Genomic DNA, 22,226 nt, shown 5'->3' with positions numbered 1-22,226 from the left:
AACGAGACGGTTTTGCTTTATTACTCAACTCTTCCTTTTAATTCCAGTTTAATAATCCCAGAAGTAGAATTACTAACGACTTCGATTTGTCTCGAAACTATTCCTTTGGTTTCAGGAATAAACTGAACATAAATTGATTTTTTCTGTCCCGGAAAATTTGATTTATCCAAAATAGTACCTTCATAAAAAACATCCTTATCACTCTGTAATTCTGATATTACAAAAGATTTGTCTGAAATGTTTTCTATTGCATAAACCTTTTTTATAGTGCCCCCCAATTTTGCAACGCCAAAATCAATTATTCTATTCTCAATTTTCGTTTTGGCATATTCACTAAAAGTGATCTCTTTTTTAATATTCATTGCTATAAAAACCACAAAAGCTGCCAAGCCTGCTAAAATATAAATAATTTTATTTTTCATTGTCTTTAATTTTAACTTCAACGTTTATTTTTAAATTAATATCTGAAAACTTACCACCAACTGTGGCAGGACATTTACCCCAACCCAATTGTTTGTCAATATTCCTTTCCCATGTTTGTATATCAATACCATTATTTGACCGAGCAAACCCCAAAAAAGGCGCAGGCATTATTTTTTCATCCCTAAAATTTTGTAATTTAGCTTTTGAACTTATATCTCGTGGCCCTATGTCGTATGGAATTCCAAGAGTATTGATTACTTCAACACCAATACAAAGTCCTTTAGTTGGAAAAGGAATACCATGTGAATTGACATCAACCGCTAAAGCATAATTTTTATTTTCTGGCAAAACAATGATTTCTTCTGTATTAATTTTGGCTCCCGGTTTTTTTTGAATTTCATCATACTCGTAAAAATTAATCTTAAAATGATTTAAAAAAAATTCTTTCTTAAATCTCTTTTCTACATTCAATATTACCGTTTTAACATATTGATCTTCAAAAAAAGGTGTCTTTACAAGTGTACAAACCTCATGTCCTGACTGTACTAGCCATGCAACAACAATTCCTTTTTTTAATCCTATTTTTTTAAAAGTATAATTCCCTTTAAAAGAATTAGACACCACTATTTCTTTTAATTCTTCGACTTGAGGCACTAAATACAAATCGACTGTATATATTTTCTTTTCTATAAAATTATTTAAATCAATTAATACACTTTGATAACCTATACAAGAAACTATTAGGAGGTCTTTATTATCTTTAATATTTATTAGATATTTACCCAATTCATCTGTAGATACGGTTTCTTTACTTTCAAGCATAGTAACAGTAACAGATTCAATTAGTTGATTACTATTACTATCTTTTATAACTCCTGAAATAGTTTGAGAATATATATAAGGATTTAGAAAACATAATAAAAGAATAGTGTGGGCTAATTTCATAATTTAAATTTATAAGAAATAGATCGGTTTATGCGACCTATTTCATTTTTATTCCTACTTTTTAAATTATTAACAAGATCTACCGGTAAGATGTGGAATACTTTCATATAATGTAATACCAAATATAGAATACGAAGTTACCGACATAACTTCTCCTGCGTAACAATACTCACTAACCTTTGCTTGAGAAGGTGTAGAAAAAAACATACTTGATCCCAAAACTGCAATAACTCCAAATAATTTAATTTTATTCATTTTAATGTATTTAATTTTTAACACCTACTCTTTCGTTTTTCGGCTAACACGATAAAATTGCAAACGACTGTAAGAATAATTCTACATCGTAAAACTATTAAAAAAAAATGAAATGGCAATGTCTTTTTTAAATAAATAAGTAATTTTTTAATATTTTAGTTTTATTTGTAAATAAAAATTGGTTTTTTAAAAGCGTCTTACCATGCGAATAACAACAATAATCATTGATTTGTTTACTTGGGAAAAATTAGATTTCGTTGATCAAGTAAAAACTGCTTTTGGATTGTAAAAAAATCTAAAATTATTTAAATAAAAAAACCGTCTTGTTTTATAAACGAGACGGTTTTTTTTATCCAAAATACAAGAAAGTTCTTTCTGATAAAATTAAATTATTACGTTTAACAAAAAAATATGCAATAGCTTTGATATTGACCTAAAATTTAATGTAATTTAGAAAAATATTTACTCCATTTATAGTATTAGAATTAAGAAATCGCTTTAGCGACAGCTGTAGCCAACACCCGTGAAGATCTAGCGAAAACATATTCTATTAAAAAACAAATATTTTCTACATATGAAAAAGAATAACACAAGACTCTTAACCATAGTATGCCTTTCAGTTGCCTTATTTTCATTCAATAGTAATTCTAATAAAAAAACAGATCCAGATCGAGATAAACTCCTTTTGGAGTTGTTGACTTTTGTGCTTCAAAAAGGACATTACAATCCAGCTACTATTGATGATGCTTTTTCTAAAGAAGTATACAAAGATTATATAACTGCTTTGGACCCTTCTAAACGTTTTTTCTTGCAGTCGGATATCAATGAGTTTTCAAAATTCGAATTGGAGTTGGATGATCAATTAAATAAAAAGGATTTAACTTTCTTCAATCTTACTTATGATCGATTAATGCTTCGTATGGAAGACAGTAAAAAAATATACAAAATTGTACTTAGCTCCCCTTTTGATTACAAAGTTGATGAAGATTTTAATGTTGATTACGACAAAGCACCTTATTCTAAAAACGCAGCAGAATTAAAAAATAAATGGAGGAAACAAATAAAATTATCAACACTTTCATCTTATTCTGACAAACTTAAAATAGAGGAGGATAAAAAACTAAAAGACCCCAATTATGTTGCAAAAACAGACTTGATCTTAGAAAAAGAAACAAGAGACAGCTCCCTGAAATCTTTGAATGAGTCGTTTGAATTTATGTATGAATTAAAAAGAGACGATTGGTTTACATTATATATTAACTCCATAACGTCTCAATTTGACCCACACACTTCTTATTTTGCACCCGAACAAAAAGAGCGATTTGATGTAAGTATGAGTGGCAAATTTGAAGGTATTGGCGCCCAATTGCAAAAGAAAAACGATTATATAGAAGTTTTAGAACTAATTTCTGGAGGACCTGCTTGGCGAGGAAAACAACTAGAAAAAGGGGATTTATTGTTAAAAGTTGGACAATCTAACGGTGTAGCAGTAGATATTATTGGCATGCGTTTGGCTGATGTTATAAAAAAAATAAAAGGACCAAAAGGTTCTGAAGTTCGTCTGACCGTGAAAAAAGCAGATGGAACAATACAAATCATTCCTATCATTAGAGATATAGTAGAGATTGAAGAAACGTATGTAAAATCCAGTATTGTTGAGAAAAATGGATTAAAATATGGAGTTATTTATTTACCTAAATTTTACAAAGATTTTGAAAATAAAGACGGAAAAGGAAAAGATTCTGGAAAAGACATTGCTATTGAAGTAGAGCGATTGAAAAAAGCAGAAGTAAGCGGTATTGTTTTGGACGTACGTGATGATGGTGGAGGCTCATTGGCTTCGGTAGTTGATATTGCAGGTTTGTTTATAGAAGAAGGTCCTATAGTCCAAGTAAAATCAGGCGACAAAAAAGAAATATTGTATGATACAGATAAAAAAATAGCATGGGATGGCCCTTTGGTTATAATGGTAAATGAATTTTCGGCTTCAGCATCAGAGATTTTAGCTGCTGCAATTCAAGATTACAAAAGAGGGATAATCGTTGGCAGCAAACAAACCTATGGTAAAGGAACGGTTCAAAAAGTACTTGACTTGAATGAATATGTGCATAATAGCACAGCTGGAGATTTGGGCGCATTAAAAATAACAACTCAAAAATTTTATAGAATTAATGGGGGAGCTACACAACTCGAGGGGGTTAGCAGCGATATTGTAATGCCCGATCGATATGAATATCTAAAAATGGGAGAACGTGATGAAGCTCATGCTATGGCCTGGGATAAAATTGACGCAGCTGCATATCCAATATGGAAAGACAATTTAAAATTTGATCAAGCTATATCTAATAGTAAGCAAAGAATTGAGCAAAATAATCTTTTTAAATTAATTGAAGAAAATGCAAAATGGATTGATAGCAGAAGCGAAATGAACACCTACAGTTTGAATATTGATAAATTTAAAATTGCACAAAATGAAATTGAAAACAGCTCTAAAAAATACAAACCTATAGCAGATTACAAGAACAATTTGATATTTATATCTTTACCTTATGAAATGGAAGGTATGGTCCTCGATCCTTCTTTAAAAGAAAAAAGAGAAAGATGGCATGAAAATTTATCAAAAGATATTTATGTAGAAGAAGCTTTAAATGTATTAAATGATCTTCAACCAAAATTAATTGTTAAACGTAACATTCCAGAATTTAAGAAAACTAAACTAGTTAAATCTTAATAATTTTCACTTTATAAAAAACAAAAGGAACACTTCATAAACTGAAAGTGTTCCTTTTTATTTATTCTAATAAATTAAAACAATGAAATTTATACAAAAAATTACTTTATTTACTTTTTCAATTGCCGTGTTTAACTCTTGTAAAGACAAACAATTAAAGGAAATAACTCCTGATAATATTCGGAAAACCGGCATTCCCAATGATTTTATGCATTCAGAAAAGACTAAAATCAGTACCCCTTTTGATTATTTACCTGTTTCAACAACCAATCAAATTGTAAAACACCAATATTACACATTGTCTTATAATGAAATATACGAACAAGCAGAATGGGTAGCATATGAACTTAAGATTCAAAAAAGAAAAAGAAATCATTTTAAAAGACCCTTTTTTATTGAAGATCCAAAAGTAACAACAAAATCGGCTGATTGGAAAAACTACAAAAATTCAGGATATGATAAAGGCCATCTTTGTCCAGCTGGCGATATGACATTTGACAAATCTGCATATGATGACACTTTTTTTACCTCAAATATTTCTCCACAGCTACACGAATTCAATGATGGTGTTTGGAACAGATTGGAAGAAAAAGTGCGGTATTGGTCTGAAAAATACAATGGTGTTTATGTTGTCACTGGTGGAGTATTGACAAATTTTTTACCAACTATAGGAAAAGAAAAAGTAGCCATTCCTGATCGTTTTTATAAAATAATTTTAAACAATACCAAAGGCAAATACAAAGTGATTGCATTCTTAGTACCAAATGCAAAAAGCGACAAACCTTTATACAGTTATACGGTTTCTGTAGATGATATTGAAAAAATTACAGGAATTGATTTCTTTCCCAATTTAGAAGACTCAATTGAAAATAAATTAGAAAAAAATAAGGATTATAAAGATTGGAGTTTTAACTAAAAGGCAAGTTTACCATTCGTTTACTTTATTGGCATCCATTTTTATAAAAATAAACAACAAAATCGTAAATCCCCACAAACCAGACCCCCCGTATGAAAAGAAAGGCAGAGGAACTCCAATGGTTGGAAATATCCCAATTACCATACCAATATTTACAAAAAAGTGTGTAAACAAAATTCCAGCTACACAATATCCGTATACTCTGCTGAATTTTGTTTTTTGTCTTTCAGCAAGATATATTATACGTAGAAATAACCCCGTAAATAATCCAATTACTATTACCGACCCAACAAAGCCCCATTCTTCGCCTACGGTAGTAAAAATATAATCTGTATGCTGTTCTGGTACAAATCCTCCTTTGGTTTGAGTACCCTCAAGAAAACCTTTACCAAACCAACCTCCCGAACCAATGGCAATCTCTGATTGATTGGTATTATACCCAATCCCTTTCATATCGACTTCTTTACCCAATAAAATATTAAATCGATCTCGGTGATGCTGTTTGAAAACATTCGTAAAAACATAATTTACAGAAAGAACAAAACCCGATATAATTGCAAAAAGAATGGAACTCAAAACAATGTTTCGATCTCCTAGTCTGGATTTGTAATGAACAAATACTATTACAAGTAAGGCAATTAAAATTACATATTGAGGTTCCAAAACCAAAGTTAATACAAATAATAAAATAGTAATAAATCCAGTCCAAACATACCAAGAAGGCAACCCTTCACGATACAATACTATTATAAAAATACTGTAAATTAATGCACTCCCCGGATCGGGTTGAGGCAAAATAAGCATAACAGGAAGAAAAACAATTGCCAATGCTTGTATCTGTCTATTGATATCTTTTAAATTAATTTGAGTGTCACTTAGGTATTTTGCCAATGCCAATGCAGTTGCTGCTTTTGCAAATTCTGATGGTTGCAATGTAAAACTACCAATTCCATACCAACATCTTTGACCTGCAATTGTTTTACCAAAAACAAATAAACCCGCTAATGATAATAATGAAATAACAAAAATGATACTGGCATATTTTTCGTAAAATTTACCGTCAATGTATAATAATACAAAAATTAAAGGAACTGTAAGAGCTATAAAAATTGCTTGCTTTTCATAAGTCCCTTCTATAGATGACAATGAAGAAGAATAAATATTCAACCAACCCATAAACACAAGTGCAATATAGATAATGATACATATCCAATCAATATTGTTTGATAAACTTTGATTTTTCATTTGATATGAATGTATTATTTTTTGGTTTTTGTCGTGTCTCTTTTTACAGCAGCTGCTTTAACTTTACTTTGTAAAATAGAATCTTTTATTCTCAATTCTTTTTTAACTTCATCAGAAAGTCCTCCAAGTTTTGCATAACGCCCTTGCAAACTGATATTTAAAACTCTTGTTTCTAAATCAGTTCTAGAAATTTTCTTTTTTAAATATTTTTCGATCATTAAACTGGCAATAGGTCCCGCAATTGTAGCTCCATACCCACCGTTTTCTACTAAAACTGCAATAGCAATTTTTGGGTTGTCTTTTGGAGCAAATGCAACAAAAATGGAGTGATCTTGCATTTTGGTTCTAACCCCATCAATTTTAGCAAAATTTTCTGCTGTTCCTGTCTTTCCACAAATATCTATTCCTTCAACTTTTAAGGCATAGGCTGTACCGTGGTTATAAACATCAAACAATCCTTGAATCATTGGAGGGAAATATTTTTTGTCAATTGTAGTTACATGTTTTGTCGTAAACTTGGTGTCAATTTTTTCACCTTTTATCTTTTTAATAATATGAGGAGTATAATAATATCCTTCATTTGCAACCGTCGACATCATATTCGCCAATTGAATTGGAGTCATTAGAACTTCCCCTTGACCAATTGCGTTTGAAATTATCGTTGTTCCTCTCCAGCCACCATTAGGGTATATTTTTTTGTATGTTTTGGAAGAAGGGATATTTCCTTTTTTACCAGTTGGTAAATCATAACCCATAAACTGACCCAATCCAAAACTCTTAATATGATTACTCCATACATCTACAGAATAAGCAGGTTTTGCATATTTGGCTATAGTTTTTAGATAAACATTTGAGAAATATGCATTACAAGATTTATAAATTCCAACATTTAGACTTCTTGGCCCGAAAATTCCACAATGACACCCTTGAAAACGCCCCCTTGCATAGGAAAATCCGTGACTACAACCAAAAGTAGTTTGTTCGTCTATTACTTCTTCCTGCAAGCCAACCAAACCAGTCATGATTTTAAAAGGAGACCCAGGAGGATATTCGGCCAGTAATCCTCTATCATAAAGAGGTTTTGCAATAGAATCGCGATATAATTTAGTATAATTTTTGGAACGCTGTCTTCCTACTAATATACCAGGATCATAAGATGGAGCGGTAACAAGTGCTAATATCTCCCCTGTTCTAGGTTCAATAGCTACAATTCCACCTCTTTTATTAATCATTAGCTCTTCACCATATTTTTGAATGGCTGCATCAATGGTTAAATTTATATCCTCTCCTTGAACGGCAATGGTATCGTATTTCCCTTCTTTAAAAGAACCTATTTCTCGGTTAAATTTATCTTTTTGAAAATATTTAACGCCTTTTACACCGCGAAGAATATCTTCATAGCTTTGTTCAACTCCTTGTTTACCTATTAAATCACCACTTTTGTAGTATGGATTTTTTGCTATTAATTTTTCATTTACTTGTGTAATAAAACCAAAAATATTGGCACCATAATTAACTTCATAGTCTCGTAATGAACGTTTCTGAAAATAAAAACCTTCAAATTTTCTGATTTTTTCTTGAAAAGCAGCAAATTCATTTTTATTCAATTGAGGCAAAAATACGGAGGGTAATCTTGGACTATAGACTTTGGCTTTTTCAATTTTTTTTATAAAGTCTTCCTTAGTTATATTCAATAATTGACAAAACTCTATAGTATCTGTGTTTTTTAATTCCCTTGGAATTACCATGATATCATAAGAAGGTTGATTGGCAACAAGCAATACACCATTTCTATCATATATATAACCCCGTTCTGGATAATCATATTTAATTTTAATAGCATTATTGTCCGACTTTAATTTGTAAGTGTCATCAATAATTTGCAAAAAGACTATTCGAATGATTAATAAAGAAGCGCCAATTATAATCAAAGCTGGCAACAATACTTTTCTCATCTTTTATTTGGCTTTATAAGATAAATTAGAATAATACAACTAATTATAGTAAATACTGTACTCAAAAGCGTTCTAAGTAATACATCTAAAAAGAAACTTATTTGAAAAGATTCTAATAGAAACAAAATGAAGTTATGAGTAATAACAGAGAGTAAAATAAAAGTAAATCGTTCTGGTGTTAGGACATCATTTAATTTTACGGTTTGATATTCATAACTTAGTCCAAATGAAAATTTAAAAAAGAAAGGTCTAAAATAAGCTAAAAGCACACAAGCTGTTGCATGTACACCTCCAGAATTACAAAACAAATCCATTATTAATCCAAGAAAAAAACTAGCAACAAGTAGACCAGATTTGTTTCCGTTTACCGGATACAAAATAATAAAAAGAATATAAGGAAATGCACTTATATAACCCCAAAAATTCATGTTATTAAAAACTAGAATTTGAACAGCCAATAACAATACAAATCGAAAAATGTTCACTAACAACGTGCTATTCATCTTTTCCTTGTTTTTCTAAATTTAAAATTTCTTCGCTGTTTCCTGATTTTAAAATATAAACATGACCTAAATTGGTCATATCGTTAAATAATTTTACTTTTATACTGTAATAATGAGTTTTGTCACCTGGGATATATATGTTTTCGATTGTACCAATACCAATATTTTCTGGAAATATTACAGATTGCCCACCTGTAACAATAGTATCTCCTTTTCGGATACTTGCTAATCTAGGTACATCAATCAATTGAACAAACCCAGCATTTTTTCCATCCCAATTCAAGGTTCCAAAATGATCCGAATTTTTAATCTTGGCATTGATTTGAGATTTTACATTCAAAATACTAATAACTGTTGAATAATTGGCAGATACATTGTCAGTAATACCCACTATACCCAAACTATTTACAACTCCCATATCCGGTTTAATCCCTGATTTTGCACCTGCATTTAGAGTTAAAAAGTTTTCATACACATTAAATGAGTTATGAATGACCTTGGCAATCACTATATCTTCAGGTAAAACACTTTTTAAGTTTTCTAATTTAGGAATCTTAGCAGTATCTTGGGTTTTGAAAAGCAAACTTTTTAAATTAGCATTTTCCATTGCCAATTCTTCATTTTGTTCTTTCAAATTAAGATATTCTTCCATAGAATTTATTCTTTCATAAACGCCTCCGCTCAAAAAATTGGCAGAACTTATGATTTTACTTCTATGAAAAGAATGGGATTGTATTGTAAGGGATAACGAAATACCCAAAAGCAGCAAAAACAGCAATCTATTACTGTTTTTTATAATAAAAGAAAATATTTGCTGCATTGTATAAAATTAAAATTTTATTAAAATCAAATTTAAAAATTCCAAATCCCAAATAATATACTAGTACAACTTGGAATTTGGTATGTTTTTATTATTTAATAAGGATGTTTTTGAATTTAGTAATATTCTTAAGAGCCATTCCTGTTCCTCTAACTACAGCTCTTAATGGATCTTCGGCAATATAAACTGGTAAATCTGTTTTTTGAGAAATTCTTTTGTCAAGCCCTCTCAACATCGATCCACCACCTGCAAGATAGATACCTGTGTTATAAATATCTGCTGCTAACTCTGGTGGAGTTTGAGATAATGTTTCCATTACTGCATCTTCAATTCTTTGAATCGATTTGTCCAATGCTTTAGCAATTTCTCTGTACGACACTTCAACCTGTTTTGGCTTCCCAGTCAACAAATCTCTTCCTTGAACTGACATGTCTTCTGGAGGAGTTTCCAAATCTTCTATCGCTGCACCTATCTGAATTTTTATTTTCTCTGCTGTACTTTCCCCAACAAAAAGATTGTGTTGTGTACGCATATAATAAACAATATCGTTGGTAAAAACGTCACCTGCAATTTTCACAGATTTATCACAAACGATTCCACCCAATGCAATTACAGCAATTTCGGTTGTTCCACCACCTATATCAACAATCATGTTACCTTTTGGTTGCATAATATCGATACCAATACCAATTGCAGCAGCCATAGGCTCATGAATCAAATACACTTCTTTACCATTTACTCTTTCACACGATTCTTTTACCGCTCTCATCTCCACTTCTGTAATACCAGAAGGGATACAAACAACCATCCTTAAGGCTGGTGTAAACATTCTTTTTTTCAATGCTGGTATGCTTTTGATAAACATACTTATCATTTTTTCTGAGGCATCAAAATCTGCAATTACACCATCTTTTAACGGTCTAATTGTTTTAATGTTTTCATGCGTCTTCCCTTGCATCATATTGGCTTCTTTACCAACTGCAATTATTTTGCCTGATATTCGATCACGCGCAACAATAGACGGACTGTCAATTACGACTTTGTCATTGTGAATGATTAAAGTGTTCGCTGTACCAAGGTCTATCGCGATATCCTCGGTCATGAAATCAAAAAATCCCATATGCCTTTTAAGGGTTAAAAAGTTATAAATAATTTACGCACAAAGTTAAACAAATTAATGTTTAAAATGACGTGTTCCTGTAAATACCATTGCAAGATTATTTTCATTGCAATAATTAATGCTCAATTCGTCTTTGATTGATCCTCCAGGTTGAATTACGGCTGTTATTCCAGCGTTCTTTGCAATTTCAACACAATCTGGGAAAGGGAAAAAAGCATCACTCGCCATAGAAGCTCCTTCTAAGCTAAATCCAAAAACTTTAGCTTTTTCGATGGCTTGTAATAATGCATCTACTCTTGAAGTTTGTCCTGTTCCTGAAGAAATCAATGTTCCATTCTTAGCAAATACAATGGTATTTGATTTGGTGTTTTTACACACTTTAGAAGCAAAAATTAAATCTTCAATTTCTTGCTCTGTAGGTGCTGATGTTGTAACGGTTTTTAAGTCTGCTTTAGTATCAGTGATATTGTTTCTTTCTTGAATCAACAATCCATTCAAACAGGTTCTTACCTGTTTTTGAGGCAATTCGACTTCGTTTTGGATTAATATAATTCTATTTTTCTTTTCTTGTAAAATAGCAATTGCTTCTGCATCATATGACGGAGCAATAACAACTTCACAAAACAACTTGTTAATTTCATTAGCAGTAGCCACATCAATTGTTGTATTAGCAATCAATACACCTCCAAAAGCAGAAGTAGGATCACAAGCTAAAGCTACATTATACGCCTCGCTAATTGTGCTTCTTGTTGCCAATCCACACGCATTATTGTGTTTCAAAATAGCGAATGTTGGCCCGTCAGTTTTAAATTCATTTATTAAATTTACCGCTGCATCAACATCCAATAAATTATTATATGACAATTCTTTACCGTGAACTTTGGTAAACATAGCCTCAAAATCGCCAAAGAAAAATCCTTTTTGATGTGGATTTTCTCCGTAACGCAATACTTGACCGTTTTCTATACTGGATTTATAAATCGTTTCATCCGTATTGAAATAATTAAAAATGGCTCCGTCATAATGAGAAGAAACATGAAAAGCTTTTGTAGCCAATACTTTTCTGTCTGCCAATGTCGTTGCTCCATTTTGAGTAGTAATCATATCCAAAAACAAACCGTATTGGTCCATAGACGAAACAATTACAGTGTCTTTAAAGTTTTTTGCTGCAGCACGAATCAATGAAATACCACCAATATCTATTTTTTCGATAATATCTTCTTCGCTTGCACCAGAAGCAACTGTTTTTTCAAATGGGTATAAATCAACAATTACCAAATCAAGTTGCGGGATATTGTATTCCTGCATTTGTTGCACATCGCTTTCGTTGTCCTGACGGTTTAAAATTCCTCCAAAAACCTTTGGATGTAATGTTTTTACACGCCCTCCTAAAATAGAAGGATAAGAAGTTACATCTTCAACAGGGAAAACGGGAATTCCTAAATTTTTAATGAATTCCTCGGTTCCTCCTGTAGAATAAAAAACCACATTTTGTTCGTGTAATTTTCTTACTATTGGTTCAAGACCTTCTTTTGAAAAGACCGAAATTAAAGCTGATTGGATTGTTTTTGTTGTGTTCATCGAGTAGTTATGATTATAAAATGCAAAAATAGTTTTTTTTGAGAATATAATTCAATAAAAAAATGTAACAATGTCTTAAAATAACATACCAATTGTTAAATGTATTCTTTTTTGGTTTTTGCAATAAAAATCTTGAATTTTACAGTAACAAAAAATTAAAAATATGTTTGTTTATCTACGATTATTAAAAGAGAGTTTTGGTTTTGCCATGAATGCTTTACGCAGTAATAAATTACGAACATTGCTTTCTTTATTGGGGGTTACTATAGGAATTTTTTCAATTATAGCTATACTTGCTGCTGTAGATTCTTTGGATAGAAAAATTACAAAAGATTTAAGTAGTTTGGATAAAAATACGATCTATTTACTAAAATTTTCCTTTGGTCCGTCGGATATTCCACAATGGAAAAGTCAGCAATTTCCAAATGTCAAGTACTCTGAGTATATTTATATGAAAAGCGTAATGACGCATACCGATCAATTAGGCTATCAAATATTTACCAAAAGTGAATCCATAAAATACGAATCCAATATTGCAAGTGATGTAAATATAGTGCCCGTTTCGTATGAATTTATTGATATTCAAGGATTAGAATTTGAAAAAGGTCGTTTTTACAATGAATCAGAAGCAAATTCTGGTGCACCTGTAATAGTCATTGGAAATGATATTTCAAAATTACTTTTTGAAGATTCGGAACCAATTGGAAAAAGCGTGAGATTGTATGGTCAAAGATTCACTGTAATCGGAGTTTTAAAAAAACAAGGTTCCAGCATTTTTGACAGTGATGATGCATCTGCATTTATTCCAGTTAATTTTGTTCGTAGGTTATACGGAGATAACAATCCAAACCTAACAAATGTTATTATTTTCAAACCAGAAAGTGGAGTGGATATGGAGGAATATAAAAGTGAAATATCACAAAAACTCAGGAATTTCAGAGGGTTGAAAGCAGGGGAAATAGATGATTTTTTCGTCAATGTCTTTGGAGGTTTCTTAAATTTCATAGACGAGATTATTGGTAATTTACGAATAGGTGGAATTTTTATAAGCTTCTTTTCCTTTTTGGTAGGAGGATTTGGAGTTGCCAATATTATGTTTGTATCTGTAAAAGAGCGAACCAATCTTATAGGTATTCAAAAATCATTAGGCGCAAAGAATAAATTTATATTGTTCCAATTTTTATTTGAAGCTATTATTCTATGTGTGATTGGCGGAACAATTGGGTTGACATTTGTTTGGTTATTATCAATGCTTTTGACTAATTTATTGGATTTCGAGTTTGTTTTAAGTTTTTGGAATATTATAATTGGAGCAGGATTATCCATTGTAGTTGGTATAATTTCTGGAATACTTCCTGCCATTTCAGCATCAAAATTAGATCCTGTTGAAGCTATAAGAACTGGAATGTAAATAAGAGTTGTTCCAAGTTGAAAAGTCTCTACTCTTTTTCAACTTCTAATGTTTACAGCAAAAAAAAATCCCGATTGCTCGGGATTTTCATTTATCTAAGTGTATTATTTTGAATCAAATCAATATATAAGTTTATCTTATCTTTCAATTCTTTTCTAGCTGTAATAAAGTCTAAGAAACCATGCTCAAGAAGAAACTCTGCAGTTTGAAACCCTTCTGGTAAATCTTTACCAGTTGTATCTCTTACCACACGTGGCCCAGCAAATCCGATTAAGGCGCCTGGCTCAGAAATATTAATATCTCCTAACATAGCATAAGATGCGGTTGTTCCACCAGTTGTTGGGTCTGTACAAAGCGAAATGTAAGGCAATTTTGCTTCAGCTAGTTGTGCTAGTTTTACAGAAGTTTTGGCCAATTGCATCAATGAATATGCAGCTTCCATCATTCTGGCTCCACCAGATTTGGAAATCATTACAAAAGGCAATCTGTTTTTGATAGCATGATCAATTCCTCTTGCAATTTTTTCCCCTACAACTGCCCCCATAGATCCGCCAATAAAAGCAAAATCCATACAGCAAATTACAAGTTCTTTCCCTTTGGATTTACCAACTGCAGTTCTTACCGCGTCTTTAAGTTGTGTTTTGTCCATAACCTCTTTCAATCGGTCTGCATATTTTTTGGTATCAACAAAATGCAAAGGATCTTTAGAAGTCATATTCTTGTCCAATTCAACAAATTCATTATTGTCGAACAAAATATCAAAATAGGCTGCACTTCCAATTCGCACATGGAAACCATCTTCGGGACTTACAAATAGATTACGAGCCAATTCATCAGCATCAATAATTTTTCCGGTAGGAGATTTGTACCAAAGTCCTTTTGGGATATCCATTTTGTCTTCGGTCGCCGTAGTGATTCCTTTTTCTTTTCTTTTAAACCAAGCCATTTATATTATTTTAGATCAAAGATTTTAGATTTTAGATTTCCTCGTGAAACCTAAAATCTAAAATTCAAAATTATAGAGTGTTCACATTGTTTAAGTCCGCAAATGCTTGCTCAAGTCTTGCATTGAAAGTAGATTCACCTTCACGCAACCATTTTCTTGGGTCATAGTATTTTTTGTTTGGAGAATCTGCACCTTCAGGGTTTCCAATTTGAGTTTTAAGATACTCAATATTGTTCACCATAAAATCACGAATTCCTTCAGTAAATGCAAATTGTAAATCAGTATCGATATTCATTTTTACTACACCATAGCTAATTCCTTCTCTGATTTCTTCCAATGTAGAACCTGACCCACCGTGGAAAACAAAATCAACAGGATTTGGTCCAGTTTTGAATTTTTCTTGAACGTAATCTTGAGAATTTTTTAAGATTTTTGGAGTCAATTTTACGTTTCCTGGTTTGTATACACCGTGAACATTTCCAAAAGAAGCTGCAATTGTAAATCTTGGACTTACTTTTGATAATTCTTCGTAAGCATACGATACTTCAGAAGGTTGAGTGTATAATTTAGAGCTATCCACATCAGAGTTGTCTACACCGTCTTCTTCACCACCAGTGATTCCAAGTTCGATTTCTAATGTCATTCCCATTTTGCTCATTCTTTCCAAATAACCTTTGCAGATTTCGATGTTTTCTTCGATTGGCTCTTCAGAAAGGTCAATCATGTGAGAAGAGAATAATGGTTTTCCAGTTGCTGCAAAATGCTCTTCAGAAGCATCAAGTAAACCGTCAATCCAAGGCAATAATTTTTTAGCGCAATGATCAGTATGAAGAATTACTGTTGCTCCATAAGCTTCAGCTAATGTATGAATGTGTTTTGCACCAGCAATACCACCAGCAATAGCGGCTTTTTCTCCAGCATTTGAAAGTCCTTTTCCAGCGTTAAATTGTGCTCCACCATTTGAAAATTGAATGATAACTGGCGCGTTTAATTTTGCAGCCGTTTCAAGAACTCCATTAATAGTATCTGATCCTATAACATTAACAGCAGGAAGTGCAAATCCTTTTTCTTTTGCATAATTGAAAATTTCTTGTACTTGATCGCCTGTAGCTACTCCGGGTTTAATATTGTGTGCCATTTTAATTTCTTTTAATTGTTTTTTTTTAGTTTTTAGATTATAGTTTGCAAAAATAAGAATTAATTAGCACTTAGAAAGGGTAATTGATACCAAAATTAAAAACAGAATTTGCAAAATTATATTGAGTAAACCATCTTTGGTTTATTTCCAAAGCGGGATTGTATGTTTTGAAACCCATATCGACTCTTATGGCAAAAAAACTTAAGTCATATCTTATACCAAATCCAGTTCCTAAAGCCATTTCTTTTAAATCCTCGATACTATTGAATCGAGCGGGTTCATAAGTAACCGCATCCATTACATTCCAAATATTTCCAGCATCTGCAAAAAGAGCTCCATTCCATTTACCTGCAATTAAAAAACGGTATTCGCCACTTATTGCAATTTTCATATTGGCTTCATTAAAATCATTGGAAAAAGAACTGCTTCCTGGACCTAAATTATAAGGCTGCCATGCTCTATTATCATTTGCACCTCCAGCATAATAACTTTTGGTAAAAGGAATAGAATTAGAATTTCCATAAGGTAATGCAATGCCAAAAAAAGTTCGAATTGCAAATACATTTGCTTTATTGACGTTCCAATGTTTAATAAAATCAAACTCTGTTTTAAAATATTCGGAATATTCTAAATTAAATATTTCATAATTCCCTTTAGAATTTTTGGTAATATTTCCAATTTTCGCAACTGCAGACAACAAAGTCCCAGCTGATTCTATTTTGGTTCTAAAAGTATAAAAGGAGTTGTCTTGTAAATCTTTTTTACTTGTTTTGGTATAATTAAAATTGGTTGCCAAAATAAAATCATTATCCGTAAGCCTGATTCTTTGTTGTTCAATATTTAGCACATTTTGATAATCCTGATCAACTGGCGTTAAGGAGGTAAAACCAAAAAGAACATCTTTCGTAAACCCTGTTGTTCCGCTTTCGATTATTAAATTACTGTTTGAATCTATGTAATCAGGGTTGGTATTGTATATTCGAGATAAACCATTTAAAGCATCATAAGAACTTCCATATACATTAAAATAATTTTCTGTATTCAAATTGCGCACAAACTGAAAGTTCAAAAGATCAAATCGAGTAGTCGTATTTTTTTTAGGGGTCCAATTATAAGAGAAAGATCCTGTGAAATTTTCTTTATCCAAACCAATATTAGTCTGTTTTGATAGACCCATACTCATTACTGTAGAAGGGATCATACTCTTGGGAATTATTTTTTCGGTTTTAATCGGGAAAATAATTCGTGGGAAATTCAACTTGGCATCTATACCATATTCCGAAACATTAAAGAAACTATTTTTTGAATTTGCAATGTCATTTGATGCACCAATATTCCCCCTAGCCGAAAGTTCTAAAGTTTCTGCTCCATTAAAAACGTTTCTTATAGTTTCGGTAATACTACCTGTAATTCCAAAATCTTCTATATTGGAATGGGTAAGGTCAAATGTATATCCAAAACTAAATTTCTTTCGAGGTGTTAAATATATTTTAGCAATTAGAGATTCTCTTAATGAGTCATTCTTGTCAATTTCATATTGTATTGTTGGGTAATTAAATATCTTTAAATTATTCAAATACCGAGATGTCAACACAGTCCTAGCATCATTAAAAACACCTCCTTTTGTTAAAAAAACAGCGTCTGTTATGGCATGTGGTGTGTATTTAATTTTTTCATAACCATATAAATTCATATTATTATAAAACACACTATCTTTTATGGGTGAATTGTGGTTTTCTGCTTTATAATCGGTATAAATTTTTACTTCACTGATTTTGTATAGTTTAAAAGGAGCCGTCTTTGTTGAATCATTTTCTAAATAAGAATAATTTCCCACATTTAAAATTGCAGTAGCTTTGTCTTTTTTGTTTATAGTATCAATATCAAATGTTACGTAATTGGATTGAAAACGAAAAGCTCCATTGTTTCTATATAATGTAGTAATCCTGTTTTTTTCGTTTTCAAAATCTTCAGTTTTATATTGTTTCCCTGGAATAATGAGCGATTTTGTAGTTTTATAAAGTGAATCCAGAACAGGAGTTTGAATTGCTATTTTTAATGTATCAACAAAATAAGGGTTCCCAGTGGTCAAATAGTATTTAAATTGAGCTCTTTTAAGCGCCAAAGAGTCTCGCTTATAAGTAGCTTTTACATTGAAGTAGCCGTTATTAAAATAGTAACTCTTAAGTCTTGTTAATGATTTTTTGGCTTTAAGTGTGTCTGCAATTACTGGTGACTCTCCAGTTTGTTTCAAAAAATTATGAATTCCTAGATACCAAAATGATTTTCGAAGCCCCTCCACTTGTTTTGCAGAAAACCACTTAACTTCTCTGTCATATTTCTTTTTATTGTTCAAATACTTTAAATTAAACGCAGAGTCCGGATTGGGATTGGCCAAATTGTAAATGTTTAACATCAATCTATTCCCTAGTATGGAACTGTTGGGCTGTTGGTACAATTGATCGTACATGGTTTGATTCTTGAGCAACTTGCCATTTTCAAAAATTTCATTTTTGACAAGTAGTTGTTTTCTAGCAGGCACTCTCTTTTCTGAATTACACCCATAGAAAAAAGCACTAATTAAGATAAATACTGCTATTTTTGCATAACTGTTTTTTTTTCCTAAAAGATGGACTTTCCTAAATTCAATAGGAAACCTCTTTTTGATTGTAAGGGAAGAAAAAAATCTATTCATGCGGGGATTCTTGTTGTGAAAAATATAAATCAAAAGTACATTTTTTTATGCTTAGTAAAAACCAAATAAAACTTATATCTAGTTTACATCAAAAAAAACATCGATTTGCAAATCAATTGTTTATTGCCGAAGGTGTAAAAGTAATTCAAGAATTAGTAAAATCAAATTTTGAACTGGATCATCTTTATACTACCAAGGACGATTTTAATGAAGTTATAATTCATAAAAAAAGCCTTATTCCTGAAAATGAATTAAACAAAATTAGTGCATTGACTACTGCTAATAGTTGTTTGGCTGTATTCAAAATTCCTTTAGAAAGTAAAATCATAGAATCAGGTTTAGTCTTGGCGCTTGATTCAATTAGAGATCCTGGTAATATGGGAACGATATTGAGGTTGTGCGATTGGTTTGGGATTCAACAATTGATATGTTCCAAAGAAACAGTTGACATTTACAATCCAAAAGTAGTTCAAGCCACGATGGGATCAATTGCACGTGTAAATGTAAATTATACTGATCTGAATGATTTTATAACCAAAACCAGCTTACCCGTTTTTGGAACTTTTATGGATGGAGAAAATATATACCAAACTACTTTACCCGAAGAAGGAATAATTGTCATGGGAAATGAAGCCAATGGTATTTCGGAAAGCATAGAAAAATTGATTACCAAAAAACTCACTATTCCTAGATTTGGCGACATTCAAATGACTGAAAGTCTGAATGTATCAACAGCAACTTCAATTATTTTAAGCGAGTTTAGACGTCAAAACCTTAACTGAAAAATGTGTATTAATGAAAAGTGAAATTAATCAAAAAACCCCTTGATTTCATTGATTCAATATTGCCGGTCCAAGGACTATTAGGGTCTTTGTCTCGAATTAATTCATCAGAAATTCCAAATTGTCCTCTTATCGAAGGTGAAAATATAAAATATTCTGAAAAAATATCAATTCCAAAACCTATTTCATAATTTGTAGTCCAGCTTTTTACTCTAAAACGTTCTTCGAGATTGTCGTCCAAAGATTTTGAATTAGAAGATAAATTTAAATTTGCAGATACACCTCCAAGCAAATAAGGACGTACATTTCCAGTTCTAAGAGAGGAAAACTTCAACAATAATGGAAAATTAATATAAGTACTGCTTATTTCTCTTATAGCATCACTCGAGCTATTAAAACCAATATTTGGCGGATAATGCAATGTTCTATTTGCATAATAAAGTCCAGGCTCAAAACGTAAGTTTATATATTCGTGTAAACGCAAATCAGTTACTAATCCGACATTGAAACCACCAGATTTGTCTGTCTGAATATCAGAAGAGTATCTTGGATCAGTTTCCATTACTTTGTAATTGATTTTAAAATCATAAGAGTTAAATCCTAAAAAAAATCCAAAATACACTCTTTTCTTTTGGTAATTTTCTAGGTTAACAATTGGATTTTTACTAAAAATTCCGTCCGAATTTTGAGCGCTTCCTTTAATGACAATGCATAATAGAATTAATACAATTTTTTTTTTCATACGGAGATAATATTTTTGTTTTATAGGATCCCGATTTCTATCGATAGGAATCGCCATTCTTCATTCCTATTGCTATATTAAAACTTTGCGATTTCATATTTACGCTAAATGCTACAGTACTATTTTTTTGAGGCCGAGTAAATAGTCGCAACTCCAAAGGTTTGAGGTATAGCTTCTACATTTATAAACCCCGTTTTTCTTAGAATATTGTTTAACGCTTCTCCATAAGGAAAAGAAGCCGCAGATTCAGACAAGTACCCATAGGCAACATTATCTTTCGAAAACAACTTTCCAATTAATGGCAAAATATTTTTACTATAAAACTGATATCCTTGCTTGTATGGGGTTTTGTCTGGAACAGACGTTTCTAATATAACAAAAATTCCTCCTGGCTTTAATACCCTCAATATTTCTGAAAGTCCAGTTTCTAAATGTTCAAAGTTTCGAACTCCAAATGCAACAGTAATGGCATCAAAATAATTATCATCAAAAGACATGTTTTCAGAATCACCCAAAACCATTTCAATTGTTTTTGAAAGTTTTTTGTGCTCTATTTTTTGCGTGCCAATTTCAAGCATTCCAGCAGAAATATCGAGACCTATTATTTTTTCAGCTTTGGTTTGTGCCATCAAAATAGCTAGATCCCCTGTTCCAGTAGCAATATCAAGAATGATTTTCGGGTTATTTCTAGCAACCAATTGCAGCACTTTTTTTCTCCATTTAACATCTATTCCAAATGAAATAACTCGGTTTAGATTGTCATAATTTCCAGAAATGTTGTCAAACATTGTTGCAACTTGCTCTTTTTTACTAAGTGTCGAATTTTTGTATGGTGTAATTTGCTTTGGCATTTTTTTTATTTGTACAAATATAACATAAACTTGAGGAACAATAAATACGTTTTTAAAATTCATAAAAAAAATTATATCTTGAATAAAAAAAAAACTAAAAGTCTTTGTTATGCTTTTTTATAAGGAAAAATTAATTTATTAAAAAACAGTTAAATACTACAAATTAACTGGTATGCCCTATGTTTGCTGAAAAATAATTAAATTTTGTAAAATGAAAAATAATTGAAATATCACTGTAAGTGGGTATTGTGGAAACTAATTTTAATACTGATGTTTGTACTTTAAGTTTTAAATATTTAATGAATGACTAGAAGGGAATCAATGACCCAAATCAAATGGATGTTTTTTGCGTTATTTATCTCATTTGTTCTTGTACTCTTTTTTGAAGGTACTACCAGTAATGGTAGTATTAGGTTAAAAACGCAAAATACGTTCTTAGGATTAAATTTGTTTTTGGAAATTTTAATTTTCTTTGCTTTTAGTACCTTTGTGGTATTTGGTACTAAAGGCTTTTTTGAGTTGTACTCTCAAAAATTATCAAATACTATCATCTTCATTTCTGGTGTAGTATTGATATTTGTGATTTGTATATTATGTTATCAAATTTTAGCACAGGAATAGGTCACTCTTCTAATCATCATTAAAAAAAAACATCCTTCGAAAAAGGATGTTTTTTTTTGTTTTATTTTTTTACAAAAGTTTGGTACGTAAAATCAAAAAGATGTTTATCATCTTTGGCATTGAACACCGACTCTATTTCTATCCATTCCGTTGTATTAATTTCCGGAAAAAAGGCGTCCGCTTCAAAACTGTGATGCACTCTTGTAAGTTCTAATTTATCGGTAAAAGAAAGTCCTAAGCTGTAAATCTCACCTCCTCCTATTATAAAAGAAGATTCGTTTTCTGGGCAAATAGCGATTGCTTCCACCATACTTTTAACAACAATACATCCTTCAGGATTGTAATTTTTTTGACGGGTAATTACAATATGAGTTCTATTTGGTAATGGTTTTGGAAAACTCTCAAATGTTTTTCTTCCCATTATAATATGATGTCCAGTAGTTAAGGCTTTGAATCGTTTAAAATCACTTGGAAGATGCCAAACAAGTTCATTGTTTTTTCCAAGGGCATTGTTTTCTGCAACTGCAGCAATCATAATTATCATGT

18 protein-coding genes are annotated in these 22,226 nt (G+C 31.3%); 4 read left to right on the top strand and 14 right to left on the bottom strand.

Annotated features, from left to right (window positions below; all coding sequences use genetic code 11):
• Positions 1 to 20 precede the first annotated feature (20 nt).
• Complete coding sequence (locus tag AC8GF4_RS06195; protein WP_506593381.1) at positions 21 to 422, bottom strand: DUF1573 domain-containing protein; 402 nt, start codon at positions 420 to 422, stop codon at positions 21 to 23.
• Positions 412 to 1,368 (bottom strand): carboxypeptidase-like regulatory domain-containing protein, encoded by a 957-nt coding sequence (locus tag AC8GF4_RS06190; RefSeq protein ID WP_506593380.1) that lies wholly within the window; start codon positions 1,366 to 1,368, stop codon positions 412 to 414. Before AC8GF4_RS06190 ends, AC8GF4_RS06195 begins: the two co-directional genes overlap by 11 nt.
• 829 nt (positions 1,369 to 2,197) lie before the next feature.
• On the opposite strand from AC8GF4_RS06190, the gene AC8GF4_RS06185 reads away from it, so the two are divergent.
• Entirely contained in the window at positions 2,198 to 4,354 is a 2,157-nt protein-coding gene (locus tag AC8GF4_RS06185) for a carboxy terminal-processing peptidase (protein WP_506593379.1), read from the top strand.
• An 82-nt stretch (positions 4,355 to 4,436) separates the two neighbouring features.
• Positions 4,437 to 5,270: a DNA/RNA non-specific endonuclease gene (locus AC8GF4_RS06180; RefSeq protein ID WP_506593377.1), complete on the top strand. Its 834-nt coding sequence runs from the start codon at positions 4,437 to 4,439 to the stop codon at positions 5,268 to 5,270.
• A gap of 9 nt (positions 5,271 to 5,279) precedes the next feature.
• Here the strand turns inward: AC8GF4_RS06180 and rodA are convergent, their stop codons facing one another.
• The 6 genes from rodA to purH form a co-directional block, all read right to left on the bottom strand.
• On the bottom strand, positions 5,280 to 6,515 hold the full coding sequence (gene rodA / locus AC8GF4_RS06175) for a rod shape-determining protein RodA (protein WP_506593376.1): 1,236 nt from the start codon (positions 6,513 to 6,515) through the stop codon (positions 5,280 to 5,282).
• 14 nt (positions 6,516 to 6,529) lie between these two features.
• A complete protein-coding gene (gene mrdA, locus AC8GF4_RS06170; protein ID WP_506593375.1) occupies positions 6,530 to 8,470 on the bottom strand; it encodes a penicillin-binding protein 2 in 1,941 nt (646 codons plus the stop codon).
• Positions 8,467 to 8,973 (bottom strand): rod shape-determining protein MreD, encoded by a 507-nt coding sequence (locus AC8GF4_RS06165; RefSeq protein ID WP_506593374.1) that lies wholly within the window; start codon positions 8,971 to 8,973, stop codon positions 8,467 to 8,469. The genes mrdA and AC8GF4_RS06165 overlap by 4 nt, the downstream gene beginning before the upstream one ends.
• Positions 8,966 to 9,793, bottom strand: coding sequence for a rod shape-determining protein MreC (gene mreC / locus AC8GF4_RS06160; RefSeq protein WP_506593373.1), 828 nt, complete (start codon positions 9,791 to 9,793; stop codon positions 8,966 to 8,968). The genes AC8GF4_RS06165 and mreC overlap by 8 nt, the downstream gene beginning before the upstream one ends.
• 91 nt (positions 9,794 to 9,884) lie before the next feature.
• The gene (locus AC8GF4_RS06155) at positions 9,885 to 10,913 is read right to left on the bottom strand and encodes a rod shape-determining protein (protein ID WP_100433056.1); all 1,029 of its coding nucleotides are present in this window, start codon (positions 10,911 to 10,913) and stop codon (positions 9,885 to 9,887) included.
• A 54-nt stretch (positions 10,914 to 10,967) separates the two neighbouring features.
• Entirely contained in the window at positions 10,968 to 12,494 is a 1,527-nt protein-coding gene (purH, locus tag AC8GF4_RS06150) for a bifunctional phosphoribosylaminoimidazolecarboxamide formyltransferase/IMP cyclohydrolase (protein ID WP_506593372.1), read from the bottom strand.
• 163 nt (positions 12,495 to 12,657) lie between these two features.
• Here purH and AC8GF4_RS06145 point away from each other — a divergent pair, with 163 nt between their 5' ends.
• A complete protein-coding gene (locus AC8GF4_RS06145; protein ID WP_506593371.1) occupies positions 12,658 to 13,905 on the top strand; it encodes an ABC transporter permease in 1,248 nt (415 codons plus the stop codon).
• A 91-nt stretch (positions 13,906 to 13,996) separates the two neighbouring features.
• Here the strand turns inward: AC8GF4_RS06145 and accD are convergent, their stop codons facing one another.
• From accD to tamL, 3 genes are all read right to left on the bottom strand, one after another.
• On the bottom strand, positions 13,997 to 14,851 hold the full coding sequence (accD, locus tag AC8GF4_RS06140; protein WP_506593370.1) for an acetyl-CoA carboxylase, carboxyltransferase subunit beta: 855 nt from the start codon (positions 14,849 to 14,851) through the stop codon (positions 13,997 to 13,999).
• Positions 14,852 to 14,921: 70 nt separating this feature from the next.
• Complete coding sequence (fbaA, locus tag AC8GF4_RS06135; RefSeq protein ID WP_506593369.1) at positions 14,922 to 15,989, bottom strand: class II fructose-bisphosphate aldolase; 1,068 nt, start codon at positions 15,987 to 15,989, stop codon at positions 14,922 to 14,924.
• Positions 15,990 to 16,059: 70 nt separating this feature from the next.
• Positions 16,060 to 18,684 (bottom strand): translocation and assembly module lipoprotein TamL, encoded by a 2,625-nt coding sequence (tamL, locus tag AC8GF4_RS06130; RefSeq protein ID WP_506593368.1) that lies wholly within the window; start codon positions 18,682 to 18,684, stop codon positions 16,060 to 16,062.
• Positions 18,685 to 18,731: 47 nt separating this feature from the next.
• Between tamL and AC8GF4_RS06125 the strand changes: the two genes are divergently transcribed.
• Positions 18,732 to 19,466, top strand: a complete 735-nt coding sequence (locus tag AC8GF4_RS06125) for a TrmH family RNA methyltransferase (protein WP_506593367.1) — start codon at positions 18,732 to 18,734, stop codon at positions 19,464 to 19,466.
• A 10-nt stretch (positions 19,467 to 19,476) separates the two neighbouring features.
• Here AC8GF4_RS06125 and porT read toward each other — a convergent pair whose 3' ends face one another.
• The 3 genes from porT to AC8GF4_RS06110 all read right to left on the bottom strand — a co-directional run bounded on the left by porT (position 19,477) and on the right by AC8GF4_RS06110 (position 22,224).
• Positions 19,477 to 20,208, bottom strand: a complete 732-nt coding sequence (gene porT / locus AC8GF4_RS06120; RefSeq protein ID WP_506593366.1) for a type IX secretion/gliding motility protein PorT/SprT — start codon at positions 20,206 to 20,208, stop codon at positions 19,477 to 19,479.
• Positions 20,209 to 20,327: 119 nt separating this feature from the next.
• Entirely contained in the window at positions 20,328 to 21,059 is a 732-nt protein-coding gene (ubiE, locus tag AC8GF4_RS06115) for a bifunctional demethylmenaquinone methyltransferase/2-methoxy-6-polyprenyl-1,4-benzoquinol methylase UbiE (RefSeq protein ID WP_506593365.1), read from the bottom strand.
• Between the two features lie 682 nt (positions 21,060 to 21,741).
• The gene (locus AC8GF4_RS06110) at positions 21,742 to 22,224 is read right to left on the bottom strand and encodes a dihydrofolate reductase (protein WP_506593364.1); all 483 of its coding nucleotides are present in this window, start codon (positions 22,222 to 22,224) and stop codon (positions 21,742 to 21,744) included.
• Positions 22,225 to 22,226: the final 2 nt, after the last annotated feature.

Source organism: Flavobacterium rarum (SeqCode), from assembly GCF_965234445.1.
Lineage (GTDB): Bacteria > Bacteroidota > Bacteroidia > Flavobacteriales > Flavobacteriaceae > Flavobacterium > Flavobacterium rarum.
The sequence above is the reverse complement of the archived record's forward strand: the minus strand, read 5'-3'. Positions and strand labels throughout refer to the sequence as shown.